Source organism: Streptomyces sp. V4I8 (assembly GCF_041261225.1).
In the GTDB taxonomy this organism is placed as follows: Bacteria; Actinomycetota; Actinomycetes; order Streptomycetales; family Streptomycetaceae; genus Streptomyces.
This window is the reverse complement of the sequence record NZ_JBGCCN010000001.1, coordinates 1,786,018-1,803,777: the sequence shown is the minus strand read 5'-3', so window position 1 is coordinate 1,803,777 and position 17,760 is coordinate 1,786,018. Positions and strand designations below refer to the sequence as shown.

15 protein-coding genes are annotated in these 17,760 nt (G+C 72.0%); 4 read left to right on the top strand and 11 right to left on the bottom strand.

Annotated features, from left to right (window positions below; genetic code table 11):
• Positions 1–22: 22 nt before the first annotated feature.
• The 4 genes from ABIE67_RS08110 to ABIE67_RS08095 form a co-directional block, all read right to left on the bottom strand.
• Positions 23–2,485 (bottom strand): SpoIIE family protein phosphatase, encoded by a 2,463-nt coding sequence (locus ABIE67_RS08110; protein WP_370255610.1) that lies wholly within the window; start codon positions 2,483–2,485, stop codon positions 23–25.
• A 308-nt stretch (positions 2,486–2,793) separates the two neighbouring features.
• Positions 2,794–4,011, bottom strand: coding sequence for an ornithine--oxo-acid transaminase (rocD, locus tag ABIE67_RS08105; protein WP_370255609.1), 1,218 nt, complete (start codon positions 4,009–4,011; stop codon positions 2,794–2,796).
• On the bottom strand, positions 4,008–4,820 hold the full coding sequence (ddaH, locus tag ABIE67_RS08100) for a dimethylargininase (protein ID WP_370255608.1): 813 nt from the start codon (positions 4,818–4,820) through the stop codon (positions 4,008–4,010). Before ddaH ends, rocD begins: the two co-directional genes overlap by 4 nt.
• Positions 4,821–4,962: 142 nt before the next feature.
• Entirely contained in the window at positions 4,963–5,460 is a 498-nt protein-coding gene (locus ABIE67_RS08095; RefSeq protein WP_370255606.1) for an Lrp/AsnC family transcriptional regulator, read from the bottom strand.
• An 89-nt stretch (positions 5,461–5,549) separates the two neighbouring features.
• Between ABIE67_RS08095 and ABIE67_RS08090 the strand changes: the two genes are divergently transcribed.
• From ABIE67_RS08090 to ABIE67_RS08075, 4 genes are all read left to right on the top strand, one after another.
• Entirely contained in the window at positions 5,550–6,314 is a 765-nt protein-coding gene (locus tag ABIE67_RS08090; RefSeq protein WP_370255605.1) for a LytR/AlgR family response regulator transcription factor, read from the top strand.
• A gap of 2 nt (positions 6,315–6,316) precedes the next feature.
• A complete protein-coding gene (locus tag ABIE67_RS08085; protein WP_370255604.1) occupies positions 6,317–6,676 on the top strand; it encodes a hypothetical protein in 360 nt (119 codons plus the stop codon).
• Positions 6,677–6,817: 141 nt separating this feature from the next.
• A complete protein-coding gene (locus tag ABIE67_RS08080) occupies positions 6,818–8,530 on the top strand; it encodes a cation acetate symporter (RefSeq protein ID WP_370255603.1) in 1,713 nt (570 codons plus the stop codon).
• A gap of 37 nt (positions 8,531–8,567) precedes the next feature.
• Positions 8,568–9,782, top strand: a complete 1,215-nt coding sequence (locus ABIE67_RS08075; RefSeq protein WP_370255602.1) for a sensor histidine kinase — start codon at positions 8,568–8,570, stop codon at positions 9,780–9,782.
• A 15-nt stretch (positions 9,783–9,797) separates the two neighbouring features.
• Here ABIE67_RS08075 and ABIE67_RS08070 read toward each other — a convergent pair whose 3' ends face one another.
• From ABIE67_RS08070 to ABIE67_RS08040, 7 genes are all read right to left on the bottom strand, one after another.
• On the bottom strand, positions 9,798–9,977 hold the full coding sequence (locus ABIE67_RS08070; protein ID WP_370255601.1) for a hypothetical protein: 180 nt from the start codon (positions 9,975–9,977) through the stop codon (positions 9,798–9,800).
• Positions 9,978–9,990: 13 nt separating this feature from the next.
• Positions 9,991–11,853 carry a protein kinase gene (locus ABIE67_RS08065; protein ID WP_370255600.1) on the bottom strand — a complete coding sequence of 621 codons (1,863 nt, stop codon included), beginning with the start codon at positions 11,851–11,853 and terminating at the stop codon, positions 9,991–9,993.
• Between the two features lie 39 nt (positions 11,854–11,892).
• Entirely contained in the window at positions 11,893–13,317 is a 1,425-nt protein-coding gene (locus ABIE67_RS08060; protein ID WP_370255599.1) for a DUF6777 domain-containing protein, read from the bottom strand.
• 69 nt (positions 13,318–13,386) lie between these two features.
• On the bottom strand, positions 13,387–14,337 hold the full coding sequence (locus ABIE67_RS08055) for a cytochrome c oxidase assembly protein (protein ID WP_370255598.1): 951 nt from the start codon (positions 14,335–14,337) through the stop codon (positions 13,387–13,389).
• A 133-nt stretch (positions 14,338–14,470) separates the two neighbouring features.
• On the bottom strand, positions 14,471–15,496 hold the full coding sequence (locus ABIE67_RS08050) for a 6-phosphofructokinase (RefSeq protein WP_062722841.1): 1,026 nt from the start codon (positions 15,494–15,496) through the stop codon (positions 14,471–14,473).
• 179 nt (positions 15,497–15,675) lie between these two features.
• Positions 15,676–16,404 carry a type 1 glutamine amidotransferase gene (locus ABIE67_RS08045; protein ID WP_370255597.1) on the bottom strand — a complete coding sequence of 243 codons (729 nt, stop codon included), beginning with the start codon at positions 16,402–16,404 and terminating at the stop codon, positions 15,676–15,678.
• Between the two features lie 23 nt (positions 16,405–16,427).
• Entirely contained in the window at positions 16,428–17,666 is a 1,239-nt protein-coding gene (locus ABIE67_RS08040; protein ID WP_048580496.1) for a MurT ligase domain-containing protein, read from the bottom strand.
• Between the last annotated feature and the right edge of the window lie 94 nt (positions 17,667–17,760).

Here is a 17,760-nt window from a genome sequence, read left to right as displayed (position 1 = left end):
GCATATGTCGATACCGGGCAGGTCAGGGCGGCGGATCCGTCAGTGACTGCTCGGCCCAGATGATCTTTCCCTCGGGGACGAAGCGCGTGCCCCATCGCTGGGTGACCTGGGCGACCAGCAGCAACCCGCGCCCGCCCTCGTCGGTGGTGCGCGGATGCCGCAGATGCGGGGCGGTGGCGCCGCCGTCGAACACCTCGCAGACCAGCGCGCGCTCCCTGATCAGGCGCAGCCGGATGGGGCCGGTGGAGTACCGGATCGCGTTGGTGACCAGCTCGCTGACGACCAGTTCCGTCGTGAAGGCCAGCTCCTCCAGCCCCCACTCCGTCAGCATCCGGGCGGCCGTCTTACGGGCGTCGGCGACCGCGGCCGGGTCGGAGGGCAGGTCCCAGTCGGCGACCTGCTCGGCGCCGAGGAGCCGCGTGCGGGCCATCAGCAGGGCCACGTCGTCGTGCGGGCGGGCCGGGGTCAGCGCGTCGACCACCGTCCGGCAGTGCAGGTCGAGCGTGGTCGCGTGCTGTTCCAGCGCCCGCCGCAGCCGGTCCCGGTCGGCGTCCACGGCCCAGTCGGCGTTCTCGCGTGCCAGCAGTCCGTCGGTGTGCAGGGCGAGCGTGCTGCCCGCCGCCAGGGCCAGCTCGACCGACTCGTAGGGGGGACCGCCGACGCCGAGCGACGCGCCCTGTGGCAGATCGACGAAGGTGACGTCACCGTCGGGCAGCACGACGGCCGGCGCCGGATGGCCCGCGGCCGCCATGGTGCACTGCCCGTCGACCGGGTCGTAGACGACGTAGACGCATCCGGACCCCACGGACTGGGCGACAGCGGCCTCCTCCGCGCCCACCTGGACGCCTTCCTCCCGGGCCGACCGCACGACCAGGTCGTCGAGATGGGCGAGCACCTCCTCGGGCGGAAGGTCCAGCAGCGCCAGGGTGCGCACGGCCGTCCGCAGCCGCCCCATCGCCGCGGCGGCGTCGATGCCGTGCCCGGGCACCTCGCCCACCACCAGGGCGACGCGGGCGCCGGACAGCGGGATGACGTCGTACCAGTCGCCGCCGAGGCCGGTCAGCTCGTCGGCCGGCCGGTAGCAGGCGGACACCTCCAGCGCGTCCTGCTCGGGCAGCTGGTGCGGCAGCAGGCTGCGCTGCAGGACCAGTGCCGCGTCGCGTTCGCGGGTGTAGCGCCGGGCGTTGTCGACACAGACCGCGGCCCGGGAGACGAGATCCTCGGCCAGGTTCAGGTCGTCCTCCTCGAAGGGCTCCTGGCGGTGGCGCCGGAAGAAGGTGGTCAGACCGAGGGTGACGCCCCGCGCGCGGATCGGCACGATCATCACGCTGTGCAGGCCGAGTTCGAGGAAGATGGCGGCCCGGCCGCCGTGCGCGTGCTCGGCCCAGGCCTCGCCGAGCGGGTCCAGTCGCTCCTCGCGCCAGGACCGCGCCGTCCTGAGGCAGCGGATCGGAGGCGACCCCGCCGGATAGGTGACCACCTCGCCGATGCCTACGACGGCCTCCGGCACGGTCTCGGTGACCGAGCGCTGCCCCGCGCGGCGCAGCGGCACCGGAGCCGTGTCGCCCAGCGGCCCGGAGGCGGGCTCGCCACCCCCCAGCACCGACTCCAGCAGGTCCACGGTGACGAGGTCGGCGAGTCCCGGTACGGCCACGTCCGCCAGCTCCTGGGCGGTGCGCGTGATGTCGAGCGTACGGCCGATGTGCTCACCGGCCCGGTCGAGCAGGGCCAGCCGCTGCCGGGCGCGGTGGCGGTCGGTGATGTCCTCCACCGTGTAGTACACGCCCGTGGGGTGGCCGTGGCCGTCGTCCAGCCGGGTGAACGACATCATGTGGGCGGTCTCGCGCAGCGGGGCGGAGCGAGCGTGGCCCACGTGCTCGTAGCCGACGATCGGTTCGCCCGTCGCCAGCACCTGACGCATCTGTGCCTCGATGGACGAGGAGTCCAGACCGGGCTGGATGTCCGCGAGCCGCAGACCGAGCCGGTGGCTCGGGGGGCCGCCGCCGTACTGGGCGAGGGCGTCGTTCGACCAGACGAAGCGCAGGTCCGTGTCGACGATGGCTATGCCGACGGGGGAGCGGGCGACCATCTGCTCCAGCGTGGAGCGGCTCATGTCCCAGCCGGGCGCGTCCGCGAGCTCCGACAGGAGCACGAGCCAGCGCACGGGGCCCCGGGTGTCGAGGGCCGACGTGATCCGCACCATGAGCCGGACCGGGGGCCCGTCCCGGTGCAGGGCGGTCAGCAGCCCGGCCCAGCCGCCGTCCCTGCGGCACCGTTCGATCAGCTCCGGCACCCGCCCCGCGTCCTCGGGGCTCAGCAGCTCACCGACGCCCTTCCCCACCGCCTCGGGGGCCTCGTACGCCAGCATCCGCTGTGCGTCCCTGGTCCACCCCGCCACCAGGCCCTGCGCGTCGAGCAGCACAGGCGCGGCATCCGCCACGTCGAACCCCTGCCCGGCAACGCCCCGCTCCTCGTGTGTGCCCACGGCCGACCTCTCTGTCGCTGAGAGCGGTCTACCACCTCTTGTCCCCATCTTCACCCTTCCGGTCACCGCTGCCTCTTTGTGGGGGCCGGGAGTGGGGGCGGGGGCGGGGGGTGAGGCGGCGGGGTTGCCCCGCAGGCCGTGTCGGCGAGCCGAAGGGACGCGCGGGCCGGTGAGGGAGTGGGACTGCGAGGGAGTGGGCCTGCGAGGGAGTGGGGCGGCGGTGGACTGCGAGGCGGGGGTGCCGGGCAGCAGGAAAGCCGGCAGCCCGGCCCTCAGCTTTCGGGAGCCGGGCTGTCGTTCCAGGGCACCTACGCCAGTACCTTCTCCAGCGCCCCGAGCGCCCCCGTCAGCTCCTCCGCCGTGATCGTCAGCGGGGGTGCCAGGCGGATCGTGGAGCCGTGGGTGTCCTTCACGAGGATTCCCTCGCGCATCAGCCGCTCGCCGATCTCCCGGCCCGTGCCGACCGCCGGGTCGATGTCGACGCCCGCCCACAGGCCCCGAGAGCGGAAGCCGACGACGCCCTGGCCGAGCAGGGCCGACAGGCCGCCCCGCAGGACCACGCCCAGCTCGGCGGCCCGGCGCTGGAACTCGCCCGTCTCCAGGAGTTCGACGACCGCCGTGCCGACCGCGGCGGCGAGCGGGTTGCCGCCGAACGTCGAGCCGTGCTCGCCCGGCCGCAACACCCCGAGTACGTCACGGCGGGCCACCACCGCGGACACCGGCACGATGCCGCCGCCCAGCGCCTTGCCGAGCAGCAGCACGTCCGGCACGACCGACTCGTGCTCGACGGCGAGCGTGCGCCCCGTGCGGCCGAGGCCCGACTGGATCTCGTCCGCGATGAACAGACAGCCCTTGCGACGGGTCAGTTCGCGGACGCCGGCCAGGTAGCCCTCGTCGGGGATGAGAACCCCCGCCTCGCCCTGGATCGGCTCCAGCAGCACCGCCGCCGTCGTCTCGTCGACCGCCGCCTCCAGCGCCGCCAGGTCGTTGTACGGCACGATCCGGAAGCCCGGCGTGAACGGGCCGAAGCCCTGCCGCGCGGTCTCGTCCGTGGAGAACGACACGATCGTGGTCGTACGGCCGTGGAAGTTGTCCGCCGCGACCACGATCGTCGCCCGGTCGGCCGGGACGCCCTTCACCTCGTACGCCCATTTGCGGGCCACCTTGATGCCGCTCTCCACGGCCTCGGCGCCCGTGTTCATCGGCAGCACCATGTCCAGGCCGGTCAGCAGCGCGAGCCGCTCGGCGAATTCCGCGAGCCTGTCGTTGTGGAACGCCCGGGACGTGAGGGTCAGGCGGTCGAGCTGGGCGTGCGCCGCCTCGATCAGCGCCGGATGGCGGTGGCCGAAGTTCAGTGCCGAGTAGCCCGCCAGCATGTCGAGGTAGCGGCGGCCCTCCACGTCCTCCACCCAGGTGCCCTCGGCACGGGCGACGACCACCGGCAGCGGATGGTAGTTGTGCGCCAGGACCGGCTCCTCGGCGCGGATCAGATCGGCGGACGAACGGGTCTGCGCGGGCGCGGTCATGAGCGGATCTCCTGGGTGCAGCACTTGATGCCGCCGCCGGCCTTGCGGAACTCCGACAGGTCGACGGGGACGGGGACATAGCCGCGCTCGTCCAGGCGCGCGGCGAGCGCCTCGGCCTGCGGCGCGATGAAGACGTTGCGGCCGTCGGACACGGAGTTCAGGCCGAAGGCCGTCGCGTCGTCGCGGGTGGCGAGCACCGCGTCCGGGTACAGCCGCGCGAGCACCTCGCGGCTGCCGGGCGAGAACGCCTCCGGGTAGTAGACGATGTTGTCGTCGTCGAGCACGAACAGCGCCGTGTCCAGGTGGTAGAAGTACGGATCCACCAGCGTCAGGCTGATCACCGGGTGACCGAAGAACTCCTGCACCTCGCGGTGCGCCTCCCGGGTCGTACGGAACCCGGTGCCGGCGAGCACATAGCGGCCCGTCCAGACCAGGTCGCCCTCGCCCTCGCAGACGGACTCGGGCCGGTACACGTCGAAGCCCGCCGTCTTGAACCACGTCTCGTAGTGCGTGGACTCGGGACGGCGCTCGGGCGCGTGGAAGAGGGAGCCGAAGACGCGGCCGCCGACGACGACCGCCGAGTTCGCGGCGAAGACCATGTCGGGGAGACCGGTGACGGGCTCCAGGGTGTCGACCGTATGGCCGTGGGAGCGGTAGGCGCTGATCAGCGACTGCCACTGCTGCTGGGCCAGATCGACGTCCACCCGGACATCGGGCTGCATCCAGGGGTTGATCGCGTACTGCACGGCGAAGTGTCTGGGTTCGCAGACGAGGAAGCGCCGCCGGCGCGGCACACGGGTCTCGGGCACAGAGGGGTTCCTCCGCTTCCTACGGTGTTGATGAGGATTGACACCAAGGTAAGAAAGCGGGCTGACGAGCGACAAGGAACAGGAAGTGCGTGTTCACGCAGGAATGCTGCGTCTTCTGCCGGTCCGGCGCACGCCTGCTGCGTCAGTCGCTGCCGGCCGTCGGCACGGGCTGACTGGCGCCCGCCTCCGGACTCTCCGGGATCAGATGGGACAGCACCATCACGCTGATCGTCTTCCTGATGAACGGCTCGACCCGGATGCGCTCCAGCACCTCCTCGAAGTGCTCCACGTCCCGCGCCCGCACGTGCAGCAGCGCGTCCGCGCCCCCGGTCACCGTCATCGCCGCGGTGATCTCCGGATGGTTGCGGACCACCTCCGCCAGCCGCCGCGGCGGGGCCGCCCCCTCGCAGTACACCTCGACGTACGCCTCCGTCCGCCAGCCCAGCGCCGACGGCTTGACCGTGGCCGTGAACCCGGTGATCACGCCCGTGTCGCGCAGCCGGTCCACGCGCCGCTTCACCGCCGTCGCGGACAGCCCGACGCTCATGCCGATCTCGGCGAAGCTGGTCCTGGCGTTCGCCATGAGAGCGGTGATGATCTTCCGGTCGAGTTCGTCGAAGGACGCCGCGCCGCTGTTCATGACGGCACTGTAAGCGGCCCGACACCCAGCGCGAACCCGCACCCTGAGCACATGTCCAAGCGTGCGAATTACTCCTACACTCCGGGTTCATGCTGCGCGCCCTGGCTGTCGACGACGAACGCCCCTCGCTGGAGGAACTGCTCTACCTCCTCAACGCCGACCCCCGCATCGGCAGCGCGGAGGGCGCCGGCGACGCCACCGAGGCGCTGCGCCGCATCAACCGCGCCCTGGAGTCGGGGCCGGGCGGGCCCGAGGCGATCGACGTCGTCTTCCTCGACATCAACATGCCCGGCCTGGACGGACTGGACCTGGCCCGGCTGCTGACCGGGTTCGCCAAGCCGCCGCTGGTCGTGTTCGTCACCGCCCACGAGGACTTCGCCGTCCAGGCCTTCGACCTCAAGGCCGTCGACTACGTCCTCAAACCCGTCCGCAAGGAACGGCTCGCCGAGGCGGTCCGACGCGCCGTCGAATTGCGCGACGCCGCCCGGCGCGACGCCACGCCCCGCATAACCGTGAGCGAGCCCGACCCCGACCACATACCCGTGGAGCTCGGCGGCGTGACCCGATTCGTCGCCGTCGACGACATCACCCACGTCGAGGCGCAGGGCGACTACGCCCGCCTGCACACCGACAAGGGCAGCCACCTCGTCCGCATCCCCCTGTCGACCCTGGAGGAGCGCTGGCGCTCGCGCGGCTTCGTCCGCATCCACCGCCGCCATCTCGTCGCCCTGCGCCACATCGGCGAACTCCGCCTGGACGCGGGCTCCGTCAGCGTCATGGTCGGCGCCGAGGAACTCCAGGTCAGCCGGCGCCACGCCCGCGAACTGCGGGACCTGCTCATGCGGAGGTCGTGACGATGCCCCAGCACCCCGCCGAACGGCGCGTCGTCGTCACCGGTCCGCCCCGGCAGACCCGCCGCGTCTCCGGCTACTACCGCCCCCGCACCGAGATCGACGAACAGACCACCCTCGGCCACACCTACGTCCGCTCCCTGATGCGCACCCAACTGCGCACCGCCCTCGCCGTGTTCGCCGTCCTCGGCCTGCTCGTCGGCCCCCTGCCCCTGCTCTTCGCGGCGATGCCGGACGCCCGCCCCCTCGTCTGGGCGATCCTCGGCTTCGGCCTCTACGCCCCCCTGGTCCTGCTCGCCCGCTGGTTCGTGCGCCGGGCCGAACGCAACGAACGGGACTTCGTACGACTCGTCGAAGACCGCTGAGCGCTCCGCCGGCCGTATCCGCCCACGCGGCGCAGCCGCATACAGATACAGCCCCGTGCCCCTTAGGGCGCTGTCGAACCGTAGCGAACCTCGCCCGACCTGCTTGGCCCTGCACACTGCACCTGAGGAACCGATACGGCCGTGAACTCCAGCTACGCCGTCCCCGCCGTCGCCCTCGTCGTCCTGGCGACGATCCTCGTCGGCGCCTTCGGCCTGCGCATCTCGCGCACCACCTCCGACTTCTACGTCGCCTCCCGCACCGTCGGCCCCCGCCTCAACGCCGCCGCGATCAGCGGCGAGTACCTCTCCGCCGCCTCCTTCCTCGGCATCGCGGGCCTGGTCCTCGTACAGGGCCCGGACATGCTCTGGTACCCGGTCGGCTACACCGCCGGATACCTGGTCCTGCTGCTGTTCGTCGCGGCCCCGCTGCGCCGCTCCGGCGCCTACACGCTCCCCGACTTCGCCGAGGCCCGCCTCTCCTCCCAGGCGGTACGACGGCTCGCGGGCGCCTTCGTCGTCGGCACCGGCTGGCTGTATCTGCTGCCCCAACTCCAGGGCGCCGGGCTGACGCTGACCGTGCTCACGGGCGCGCCCGACTGGCTCGGCGGAGTGATCGTCGCCGTCGTCGTGGTCGCCATCGTCGCCGCCGGCGGCATGCGCAGCATCACCTTCGTGCAGGCCTTCCAGTACTGGCTCAAACTCACCGCCCTGCTCGTCCCCGCCCTCTTCCTGATCCTCGCCTGGCAGGGCGACGGCGCCCCCCGCCACGCCTTCGACGAACCGGCGACGTTCCGCGAACAGAGCGCCGTCCGCATCGACGACACCGTCGACCTGAAGCTCGACCGCCCGCTGACCGTCACCGTGAACGGCACGGTCGACGGCCGCACCCACGAGGACCGGAAACTCCGCCTCCCCGCCGGCACCCACCACATCGAGGCCGGCACCCGCCTCACCTTCGACAAGGGCGCCCCCGTCCCCGAACCCGACCGCGGCAGCAGCGGCAGCCTGTCACCCTCGCAGGCCGAGAACCGCGGCGAACGCCCGCTGTACGCCACCTACGGACTGATCCTCGCCACGTTCCTCGGCACCATGGGCCTGCCGCACGTCGTCGTCCGCTTCTACACCAGCCCGCACGGCGTCGCCGCCCGCCGCACCACCGTCGCCGTCCTCGGCCTGATCGGCGCCTTCTACCTCCTGCCCCCGGTCTACGGCGCCCTCGGCCGCCTCTACGCCCCCGAACTCACCCTCTCCGGCGACGCGGACGCCGCCGTCCTGCTCCTGCCCGAGCGGATGATCGGCGGACTCGGCGGCGACCTCCTCGGCGCACTGATCGCGGGCGGCGCCTTCGCCGCGTTCCTGTCCACGGCCTCGGGCCTGACCATGGCCGTCGCGGGCGTGCTCACCCAGGACGTCCTCCCCTCCCGGGGCGTACGCCACTTCCGGCTCGGCACCGTCCTCGCCATGGCCGTCCCGCTCGCCGCGAGCGCCCTGGTCGGCGGGCTCCCCGTCGCCGACGCGGTGGGCCTCGCCTTCGCCGTGTCGGCGTCGTCCTTCTGCCCGCTGCTCGTCCTCGGCATCTGGTGGCGCCGCCTGACCCCGCCCGGCGCGGCCGCCGGGATGCTGGTCGGCGGCGGCTCCGCGCTGCTCGCCGTCGCGGCGACGATGGCGGGCTTCCCGGGCTCCGGCGCGCTGCACGCGCTGCTCGCCTGGCCCGCGCTCTGGTCGGTGCCGCTCGGATTCCTCACCATGATCCTGGTGTCCCTGGCCACCCCGGGCCGGGTGCCGGCCGGGACGGCGGCGATCCTGGCACGGTTCCATCTGCCGGAGGAACTGCGGGCGGAGGTGAAGGCATGAGGTACCTCATCGCCGGACGGCGCGAGGCGGTGACGGCATGAGCGGATTCATCGCGGGCCTGTGCGTGGCCATCCTCCCGCTGCTCGCCGCCGGTTTCTGGCTCGGCCGACGCACCGCGCGTCCCGAGAACTCCGGCGGCCTCGGCACCCCCGTCGAGCACGCCACCTTCGAGACGCTCCACACCGCCTCCCTCGCCGCGCCCCCGCTGCGGGCCGGCCTCACCGAGGAGACCGCCCGCAAGTCGGCCCGCCGACTCCGCTCACTGCTCGGCACGGACGCGCTGTGCCTGACCGACCAGAAGGACGTCCTGGTCTGGGACGGGGTCGGCGGACATCACCGTACGCAGATCATGGAACTCCTCGCCGGCCCCCTGGAGTCGGGCCGTGGCGAGGCCTTCCCGCTCACCTGCGACACCCCGGACTGCCCGGTGCGCTGGGCCGTGGTTGCCCCCCTCACCGTCGACGACCGAGTCCACGGCGCCCTCGTCGCCTGCGCACCCCGCGAGTCGGCGGTCCTCGTACGCGCGGCGGGCGAGGTGGCCCGCTGGGTCTCCGTCCAGCTGGAACTGGCCGATCTCGACCAGTCCCGCACCCGCCTGATCGAGGCCGAGATCAAGGCGCTGCGGGCTCAGATCTCCCCGCACTTCATCTTCAACTCGCTCGCGGTGATCGCGAGCTTCGTCCGCACCGACCCCGAGCGCGCCCGCGAACTGCTCCTGGAGTTCGCCGACTTCACCCGCTACTCCTTCCGCAGGCATGGCGACTTCACCACCCTGGCCGACGAACTCCACGCCATCGACCACTACTTGGCGCTCGTGCGGGCACGCTTCGGCGACCGCCTGTCGGTCACCCTCCAGATAGCCCCGGAGGTGCTCCCGGTCGCCCTGCCCTTCCTCTGCCTCCAGCCGCTCGTCGAGAACGCCGTCAAGCACGGCCTGGAGGGCAGGACGGCGCTCCCCGGCAAGAGCCACATCAGCATCACCGCCCAGGACGCCGGCGCCGAGGCCCTCGTCGTCATCGAGGACGACGGCGCCGGAATGGACCCCGTCCTGCTGCGCCGCATCCTCGCAGGCGAGGTCAGCCCGTCGGGCGGCATCGGCCTGTCCAACGTCGATGACCGGCTCCGGCAGGTGTACGGCGACGCCTACGGCCTCGTCATCGAGACCGCCCCGGGAGCGGGCATGAAGATCACCGCCCGGCTGCCCAAGTACCAGCCGGGCGTGCACTCCGCGGGGCGGCTCACCCGGGAGTGAGACAGGCCCCGCGGCTCAGGTGCTGCGGCTGGCGACCATCCCCAGCGTGATCAGCCCCAGCACCACCCACCCGAACCACAGCCAGCCATTGCTCCCGAGCGCCACCGTGTAGGCCGTCACCACGACCAGACCGCCGAGGGTGACCACCCCCATCGCCTTCGTAGAACCGTCCGTGGAACCGCTAGAACCGGGCATCGCAACACCCTCCTCATGGTTCGTCCTCCTCCATGGTGCCCCCGTTCTGCTTCCGGACGGTGCACACGGCGAAATGAGTCCCGTTCTTCCAGGCTCCCTCGCTCGTCCAGGAGCCCGCCGTGTACACGGAGGGATCGAAGCCGTAGTCGCGCGGCGGCACCTCCCGGGCACACGCCGTGTCCGACTCGGTGCGGGCCTCGGACAGCGTGACGTCGGCGCCCAGCCGGGTGAATCCCAGCACCTGCTCGTCGTGCGGGTCGGCGCAGGACACCAGGCGCGCGTCCCGGCGGGAGCGTACGTCCAGACAGTCCCGGCGCTGCATGGTCGCCGTGTCGGCGAAGGCCGAACCCGCCTTCCGGTGCCCGCCCAGCGGCCCGTACACCGGCCCGTTCGCGCCCAGCACCAGACAGGCGGTGCGCCGCCCGGCCGCCTCGAACCCCGCCTCGGTCGGTACGACGGCGTAGCTGCGCACGTCCGCGAGCCGCTCGCGGATCTGCCCCGTCCGCCCCTCGCACGCGGCCGGCCCCTCCTGACGCGCCTCGGCGGCGGACGCGGCGGTCACGAACGCCATCACCTGCCCGTCGGGCGCCCGCTCCCGGCAGCTGGGATCCAGACTCAGCCGGGGCGTGCCCTGGAAGGCGGTCACGCCGGGCCAGTCGGCGAGCACACAGTCACCGTCCCTCAGCGGCCCATCGAGCCCTACGGCATCGCCGTACGGCCGCCCCGTCCCGCCGGGGTCCGCCTCGCGGTCCATGGCGTACCAGACACCGGCCCCCGCCAGCGCCAGCCCGAGGAGGCCGGCGAGGACGGCGTGGAGGACGCGGGGCCGGGTACGCCGCGGCCCGTCGGTACGCCCGGCCGGCTGACCGAAGCCCTGTGCGCCGCCCGGCCGGTCGGACACGGGCAGGGAGGGGCCGAACCCCGCCGGGTCGGGCGCGGGCCCCGGCGGCGCCCCACCCCAGTGCGGTTGCGAACCCAGGTCGGTCTGGGTCCGCGCGTACGCGTCGACCTCCGGCGTGACGATCCGCGACAGCGCCGCCTCCGCCTCCGCGGCGGACATCCGCCGCGTCGGATCCTTCTCCAGCAGCGCCCGGACGACGGGCCCCAGCGCCCCGGCCCGTGCGGCCGGCCGGGGCTCCTCCATGACCACGGCGGTGAGCTCCGCCAGATGCGACTCGCGGTCGAAGGGACCCCGGCCCTCGACGGCCTGGTACAGCGTGCAGCCCAGCGAGAACAGATCCGCGGCCGGCGTGGGCGCCCCGCCCGTGACCCGCTCCGGCGCCAGATACCCCGCCGTACCCACGAGCACCGACGCCAGCGTGTACCGCGTCTCCCCCGCGTCCGGCTGCACCGAGATGCCGTAGTCGGTGAGCAGCACACGGCCGTGCGGCGCCCCGGTGCGGTCCGGCGCCAGCAGGATGTTCGCCGGTTTCACGTCCCGGTGCATGACGCCCCGCTCGTGTCCGGCGGTCAGCGCGTCGAGTACGGCGAGCCCGATGCGGGCGCACTCCGCGGGCGCGGGCGGACCGTGCTGGTGGATGAGATCACGCAGGTTGACGGCGCCCGCCACGTACTCCATGACGATCCACGGCAGCCCCTCGTGCTCCAGCACGTCGTGCACGGTCACCACATGCGGATGCCCGCGCAGCCCCGCCGCGTGCCGGGCCTCCGCACGGGCCCGGGCCACCCTGGCCTCGCGCTGGTCGGCCTCGGCCGGGTCCCGGAACACGATCTCCTTGAGCGCGACCTCACAGGCGAGTCTCTGGTCGTGGGCGAGCCAGACATGGCCCATACCGCCGCTGCCGAGCCGGTTCAGCAGCAGATAACGGCCGGCGACGACCCGGCCCACTCCCGACGTCGGTGATCCTGAAGGCATCCGGTGACTCCCGGGTTCTGCGGGTGCGCTGCGTGGTTGCTAGGCGGTCGTGGGCGGTGGGTCGGGCGGGTCGGCCCCGGGTGGCGGCGCGCTGCTGGTGACCGGGGCGCTGGTCGCGGGCGCGCTCGTCGTCACCGGTGGTGAGCTGGTCACGGGCGGGGGCGGAGGAGGGGGAGGGGAGCTGGACGTGGGGTCCTTGGTCGACGGCGACGACGGGGGCGGCGCGGAGCTGGGCGGTGGGTTGGATGAGGGCGGCCGCGACGAGGGGGGCCCGCTCGTGAGACCGGGGCTGCTGGGGCTGGGGCTGGGGCGGGGACTGCCGGGTGCCGACGCCGACGGGGGCGGCGGAGTCGACGTGGACGGCATGGCCGGCGAGGACGTCGACGGCGTCGACCCGGACGACCCGGACGACCCGGACGACCCGGACGGCCCGGACGGCCCGGACGACCCCGAGCCCGGGGGAGTGGACGTCGACGTCGATCCCTCGGACGAGCCGCCGGAGGTCCCCCCGGCCACGCTCAACGTCACGTACTCCCCGAACCGCAGCCTGCTCCCGGCCGGCGGATCCGACGCCGTGACCCGGGCGCCGTCCGGCGGCAGCCCCCCGCCGTCGAAGGCGACCGCCAGCCCCTCGTCGGCCAGCTGCCGGCTCGCCTGCCCGAACGTCTCCCCGGCGAGCCTCGGCACCGCACGCCGCTCACGCGTGTCGAACGTCGTGTCGTCCGCGCCCGTCGTGCCGACGGGCCGGGCGATGCCGCGGTCGGGTTCATGGACGTCGACGAGAGCGAGCCGCTCCACTTTCCGCGTCGCGGGACGCACGGCCACCACCGACGCCTTCTCGTAACCCTTCCACTCCTCGTTGCGGTCGTCGAAGTCGACCTTTATCCGGGTCGTGTCACCCTCGAAGGGCCGCAGCGGATTTCCGCACGAGCACTTCACCGCGGGAAGTCCCTGCGCGTCGACGAGAATCGCGATTCCCGTCTGCAGCAGTGCGTTGAAGGGGACGGCATTTCCCTTTTTGTAGTCATGGTTCTGCACGAGAGTGTCGTGACGCAGGAGAACCGGTGTGAGGCGGCCGAGATAATCCGGAATCTCGCCCCTGGTGATCGAGAGCGCGGTTGCCCACGCCTGTGCCTTGCGCTCGTTGGCGGGATCGGTGAGGAACTCCTCGAGCCGCCGGACATCACAGATCGTCGGCTGCTTGGAACCTCCGTACAGCCCAGGAGTGTCGCCCTGCTGCAGACCGCCGGGCGCCGTCTGCGCCCGGACCCGCGCGTCCCGCCCGAGTCCCTGACTCTCGTCGAAGAAGGGCGCGAGGGACGGAACTCCCGCGGCCACCGCTTTCACCGCCAACAACGGCACGTCCCGATCGCACCCACTGAGTGCCAGAACGAGGACCGACAGGACGGCGATCCTCCGAATCACCGATTTCCCGGCCCTGTGCACGAACACGCGAAGCGCCATTACCGCTCCCCCCGGTGCGGTTCCCCCGACGCGCTTCATGCTACTGAAAGGCGAAGCCTTTCGGTTTCATCAGTTTCCGCGTGCGTTCAATGAGGCCAAATAGGCGTTGTACGCCTCGAGTTCCTTGTCGCCGTCCCGGTCGGCGGCCCGGTCCTTGCGCCGCGCCTGCCGCTGCTCGGAGCCGTACCACTGGAACAGCAGGGCGATCAGCACCAGCACGGACGGAATTTCGCTGAACGCCCAGGCGATGCCGCCGGCCGCGTTCTGGTCGGAGAGCGCCTCGATGCCGAGCGAGGCGGGCGGGTTCTTGAACGTCTCGACCATCGGCTCCGACGCCATCATCAACGCGATGCCGAAGAACGCGTGGAACGGCATCCCCGCGAACAGCTCCAGCATCCGCATCAGATACCCCGGCCGGTGCGGACCGGGATCCACGCCGATGATCGGCCAGAAGAACACCACACCCACGGCGAGGAAGTGCACCATCATCGCGATGTGCCCCGTCTTGGAGCCCATCAGGAAGTCGAAGAGCGGCGTGAAGTACAGCGCGTAGAGGCTGGCGATGAACAGCGGGATCGTGAACGCCGGGTGCGTGATGATCCGCATGTACCGGCTGTGCAGCAGGGCCAGCAGCAGCTCCCGCGGCCCCTTGCGCCCGCGTCCCGCCGGCGGCATGGCCCGCAGCGCCAGCGTCATCGGGGCACCGAGCAGGATCAGGATCGGCGACAGCATGCTGATCACCATGTGCTGCACCATGTGCACGCTGAACATCACCATGCCGTAGTCGTTCAGCCCGGTGCACATGACGAGCATCACGGACAGCACCCCGACCACGTACGAGACGGTCCGCCCCACGGGCCACTTGTCCCCGCGCCGCGTGAGCCGCACGACCCCCCAGCCGTACAGCGCGAGCCCCACCAGGCAGGCGACGAGGAAGAACGGGTCGGCCGACCACTGAAGACCCCGCCCCAGCGTGAACGGCGGCAGATCCATGGTCATGCCGTGCCCGCTGTGATCCATTCCGGCGGCTCCTGATTCGTGGGGGTTGTGCAAGTCTGTCCGCACACAGACTAGAACTGCCCCCGGCCGCAGCTGCGGCCGGGGGCAGACTCTCAAGTGCTGTGGGACCTGATCCGGAGGACGCTCGGAGGACTCAGAGGACGCACTCGGCTTCCTCGTACCGGTCCGCCGGAACCGTCTTCAACGTCTCCACGGCCTCCGCGAGCGGCACCATCACGATGTCCGTCCCCCGCAGCGCCGTCATGTGACCGAACTCGCCCCGGTGCACGGCCTCCACCGCATGCCACCCGAACCGGGTCGCCAGCACGCGGTCGTACGCGGTGGGCGTACCGCCCCGCTGCACATGCCCGAGGATGACCGGACGGGCCTCCTTGCCGAGTCGCTGCTCCAGCTCGATCGACAGCTGGCGCGCGATCCCGGCGAAGCGCTCGTGGCCGTAGATGTCCTTGCCGCCCTCGTCGAACTCCATGGAGCCGGGCATCGGCTTGGCCCCCTCGGCCGCCACGACGATGGCGAAGCGCTTACCGGCGTCGAACCGCTCGCCGACCCGCCGCGCCAGCTCCTCGATGTCGAAGGGACGTTCCGGTACGACGATGGCGTGCGCGCCGGCCGCCATGCCGGAGTGCAGCGCGATCCAGCCGGTGTGGCGCCCCATGACCTCGACGACCAGGACCCGCTGGTGGGACTCGGCGGTGGTCTTGAGCCGGTCCAGGGCCTCGGTCGCCACGCCCACGGCCGTGTCGAAACCGAAGGTGACGTCCGTGACCGCGATGTCGTTGTCGATGGTCTTCGGCACACCCACCACGGGCAGGCCGCTGTCCGACATCAGCCGGGCCGCCTTGAGCGTGCCCTCGCCGCCGATCGGGATGATCGCGTCGAGGCCGAGTTCCGCGACATGGCCCTTGGCCCGCTCCACCCCGTCCCGCAGATGGGAGGGCTGGACCCGGGAGGAACCGAGAATCGTGCCGCCGCGGGCGAGGATGCCACCCACCGCGTCGAGGTCGAGCTTGAGGTAGTCGCACTCCAGGAGGCCCTTCCAGCCGTCCCGGAAGCCGATGACCTCGTCGCCGTGGTCGACGACGGCGCGGTGCACGACGGACCGGATGACGGCGTTCAGGCCGGGGCAGTCGCCGCCGGACGTGAGGACACCAATGCGCATAGCCCGAAAAACCTTCTCCACGTGGGCCGGGACCGGACCACGCTGTCCGGCTCGAATCCCCGCCACCCTAGCGGCATCAGGGGGCGGGGCCGAAGCGTGCGTCCGCCTGCTGGACGACCCCGCTCACCTGTGCGGACGGGCCGTCAGACGGGCTGCGAGCCAGGTGTACGACAGAGCCGTCAGGCAGGCTGCTGCGCGGCCGCGATGCGCTCGTTGCGCAGCGCCTCGTACCAGCGGTCGTCCGTCGGCGGCAGCGCGTTCACATCGAGCGCCAGCTTCAGCAGCAGGTCGGCGATCAGCGGGTTCCGCGCCAGCACCGGACCGTGCATGTACGTACCGAAGACGGTGTCGTTGTACGCCCCCTCCGTGCCGTCACCGGTTCCGTTGCCGTTGCCCAGGCGGACCTTGGCGAAGGGGCGGGCGGTCGGGCCGAGGTGGGTGACGCCCTGGTGGTTCTCGAAGCCGGTCAGCGGAGGCAGGCCGAGGCGCGGGTCGATGTCCCCGAGGACGTCACCGACGCACCGCTCGCCCTCACCGCGTACGGACACCACGTCGATCAGCCCGAGACCGGGCTCACGCTGACCGAGGTCGTTGATGAACTCGTGGCCGAGGATCTGGTACCCGGCGCACACCGAGAACACGATCGCGCCGTTCTCGACGGCCCGGTGCAGACCGCCGTCCCGGCGCAGCCGCTCGGCGGCGAGCCGCTGCGGCCGGTCCTCGCCGCCGCCGATCAGGTAGATGTCGCCGGAGGTCGGGATCGGCTGGTCGCTGCGCACGTCGAGACGGGCCACGTCGAGGCCGCGCTGCCGCGCCCGGCGCTCCACGACGAGGACGTTGCCCTGGTCGCCGTAGGTGCTGAGCAGGTCCGGGTAGATCCAGACGACCCGCAGTTGGTTGTCGCTCACTTAAGTCCCCTGAAATCTCGTGCTCAGTTGCCGACGCGGCGGCGCAGGTCCTGGAACGCGGTGTAGTTGGCGATGACCTCGATCCGGCCCGGCGGGCTCATCTGCACCGCCTGGTCGAGGTTCTCGCACACCTGGAACTGCTGGTTCGCGACCTCCAGACGCACCGCGAGGTCCAGCTTGCGGTCGCCGATGACACAGATCGGGTGCCCGGTCAGCCGCGTGTAGTCGACGTCCCACAGCCAGGAGGTGTCGGTGCCGTCGGCGCCGCGCGCGTTCACGGAGAGGATCACCGGGGTGGGCGGCGGGTCGATCAGGGAGAACGTCTCGAGCCAGCCGGCCGGGTTCTTGGCGAGCAGCAGCCGCAGATCCCGCTCCTGGAACTGGACGACGTCATAGCGCCCCGCGACGGCCTGCACCTGGTACATCCGCTCCAGGGCGACCTGCGGCGGCACTCCGAACACGGCGGCCACGGCGGCCGACGACGCCGCGTTGGCCTTGTTGGCGCGCCCGGGCAGCTGCAGATGAATGGGCCAGGCGGACCCGTGCGGGTCGAGCACATGGTCGCCGGACAGCGCCCAGCTCGGCGTAGGCCGCCGGAAGCCGCACTCGCCGCAGAACCAGTCGTCGCCCGGCCGCTGCATCACACCACCGCACGACGGGCAGGACCAGGCGTCGTCCTTCCACATCTGCCCGGCGGCGACCCAGATCACGTTCGGGGACGACGAGGCCGCCCACACGACCAGCGGGTCATCGGCGTTGGCGACGATCACGGCCTTCGAACCCGCGAGCCCCTCGCGCCAGTTCTCGGCGAGCATCCGGGTCTCGGCGGCGCGGTCCAGCTGGTCACGGGAGAGGTTGAGCAGCGCGATGCACTTGGGGTCGGTGTCCCGGGCGACTCCGGCGAGGTACTTCTCGTCGACCTCGATGACGCCGTACCGCGCCTCCGAGCTGCCCGCGAGCGCCGAGGTGATACCGGCCGGCATGTTGGCGCCGAGCGCGTTGGACACGACGGGCCCGGCGGCCCGCAGCGCCTCGGCGATGAGCCGGGTGGTGGTGGTCTTCCCGTTGGTCGCCGAGACCAGGACCACATCCAGGTTCTGCGCGAGTCGCGCGAGGAGGTCGGGGTCGAGCTTGAGCGCCACCCGGCCGCCGATCACCGAACCGCTGCCGCGCCCAGCGGCCCGCGATGCCGCCGCGACCGCCTTGCCCGCGGTCACGGCGAGCTTGGCCCGCGGCGAGAGCGGGTCCGAGTTGCCTGCCATCAGTTCTCGATCCTCCTTGCGTACGCGCCGCGCCTCTGCCTGCCGGCAACGTGGTGGTGGTCAGCCTATCGAGATCCATTCGCACTCCCGAATC

Excerpts from the sequence above, each read along its gene's own strand:
- ABIE67_RS08065 (WP_370255600.1), bottom strand. The coding sequence starts at position 11,853 with ATGCCTTCAGGATCACCGACGTCGGGAGTGGGCCGGGTCGTCGCCGGC.
- rocD (WP_370255609.1), bottom strand. The coding sequence starts at position 4,011 with ATGACCGCGCCCGCGCAGACCCGTTCGTCCGCCGATCTGATCCGCGCC.
- ABIE67_RS08075 (WP_370255602.1), top strand. The coding sequence starts at position 8,568 with ATGAGCGGATTCATCGCGGGCCTGTGCGTGGCCATCCTCCCGCTGCTC.
- ABIE67_RS08060 (WP_370255599.1), bottom strand. The coding sequence starts at position 13,317 with ATGGCGCTTCGCGTGTTCGTGCACAGGGCCGGGAAATCGGTGATTCGG.
- ABIE67_RS08070 (WP_370255601.1), bottom strand. The coding sequence starts at position 9,977 with ATGCCCGGTTCTAGCGGTTCCACGGACGGTTCTACGAAGGCGATGGGG.
- ABIE67_RS08085 (WP_370255604.1), top strand. The coding sequence starts at position 6,317 with ATGCCCCAGCACCCCGCCGAACGGCGCGTCGTCGTCACCGGTCCGCCC.
- ABIE67_RS08040 (WP_048580496.1), bottom strand. The coding sequence starts at position 17,666 with ATGGCAGGCAACTCGGACCCGCTCTCGCCGCGGGCCAAGCTCGCCGTG.
- ABIE67_RS08050 (WP_062722841.1), bottom strand. The coding sequence starts at position 15,496 with ATGCGCATTGGTGTCCTCACGTCCGGCGGCGACTGCCCCGGCCTGAAC.
- ABIE67_RS08095 (WP_370255606.1), bottom strand. The coding sequence starts at position 5,460 with ATGAACAGCGGCGCGGCGTCCTTCGACGAACTCGACCGGAAGATCATC.
- ABIE67_RS08090 (WP_370255605.1), top strand. The coding sequence starts at position 5,550 with ATGCTGCGCGCCCTGGCTGTCGACGACGAACGCCCCTCGCTGGAGGAA.
- ABIE67_RS08055 (WP_370255598.1), bottom strand. The coding sequence starts at position 14,337 with ATGGATCACAGCGGGCACGGCATGACCATGGATCTGCCGCCGTTCACG.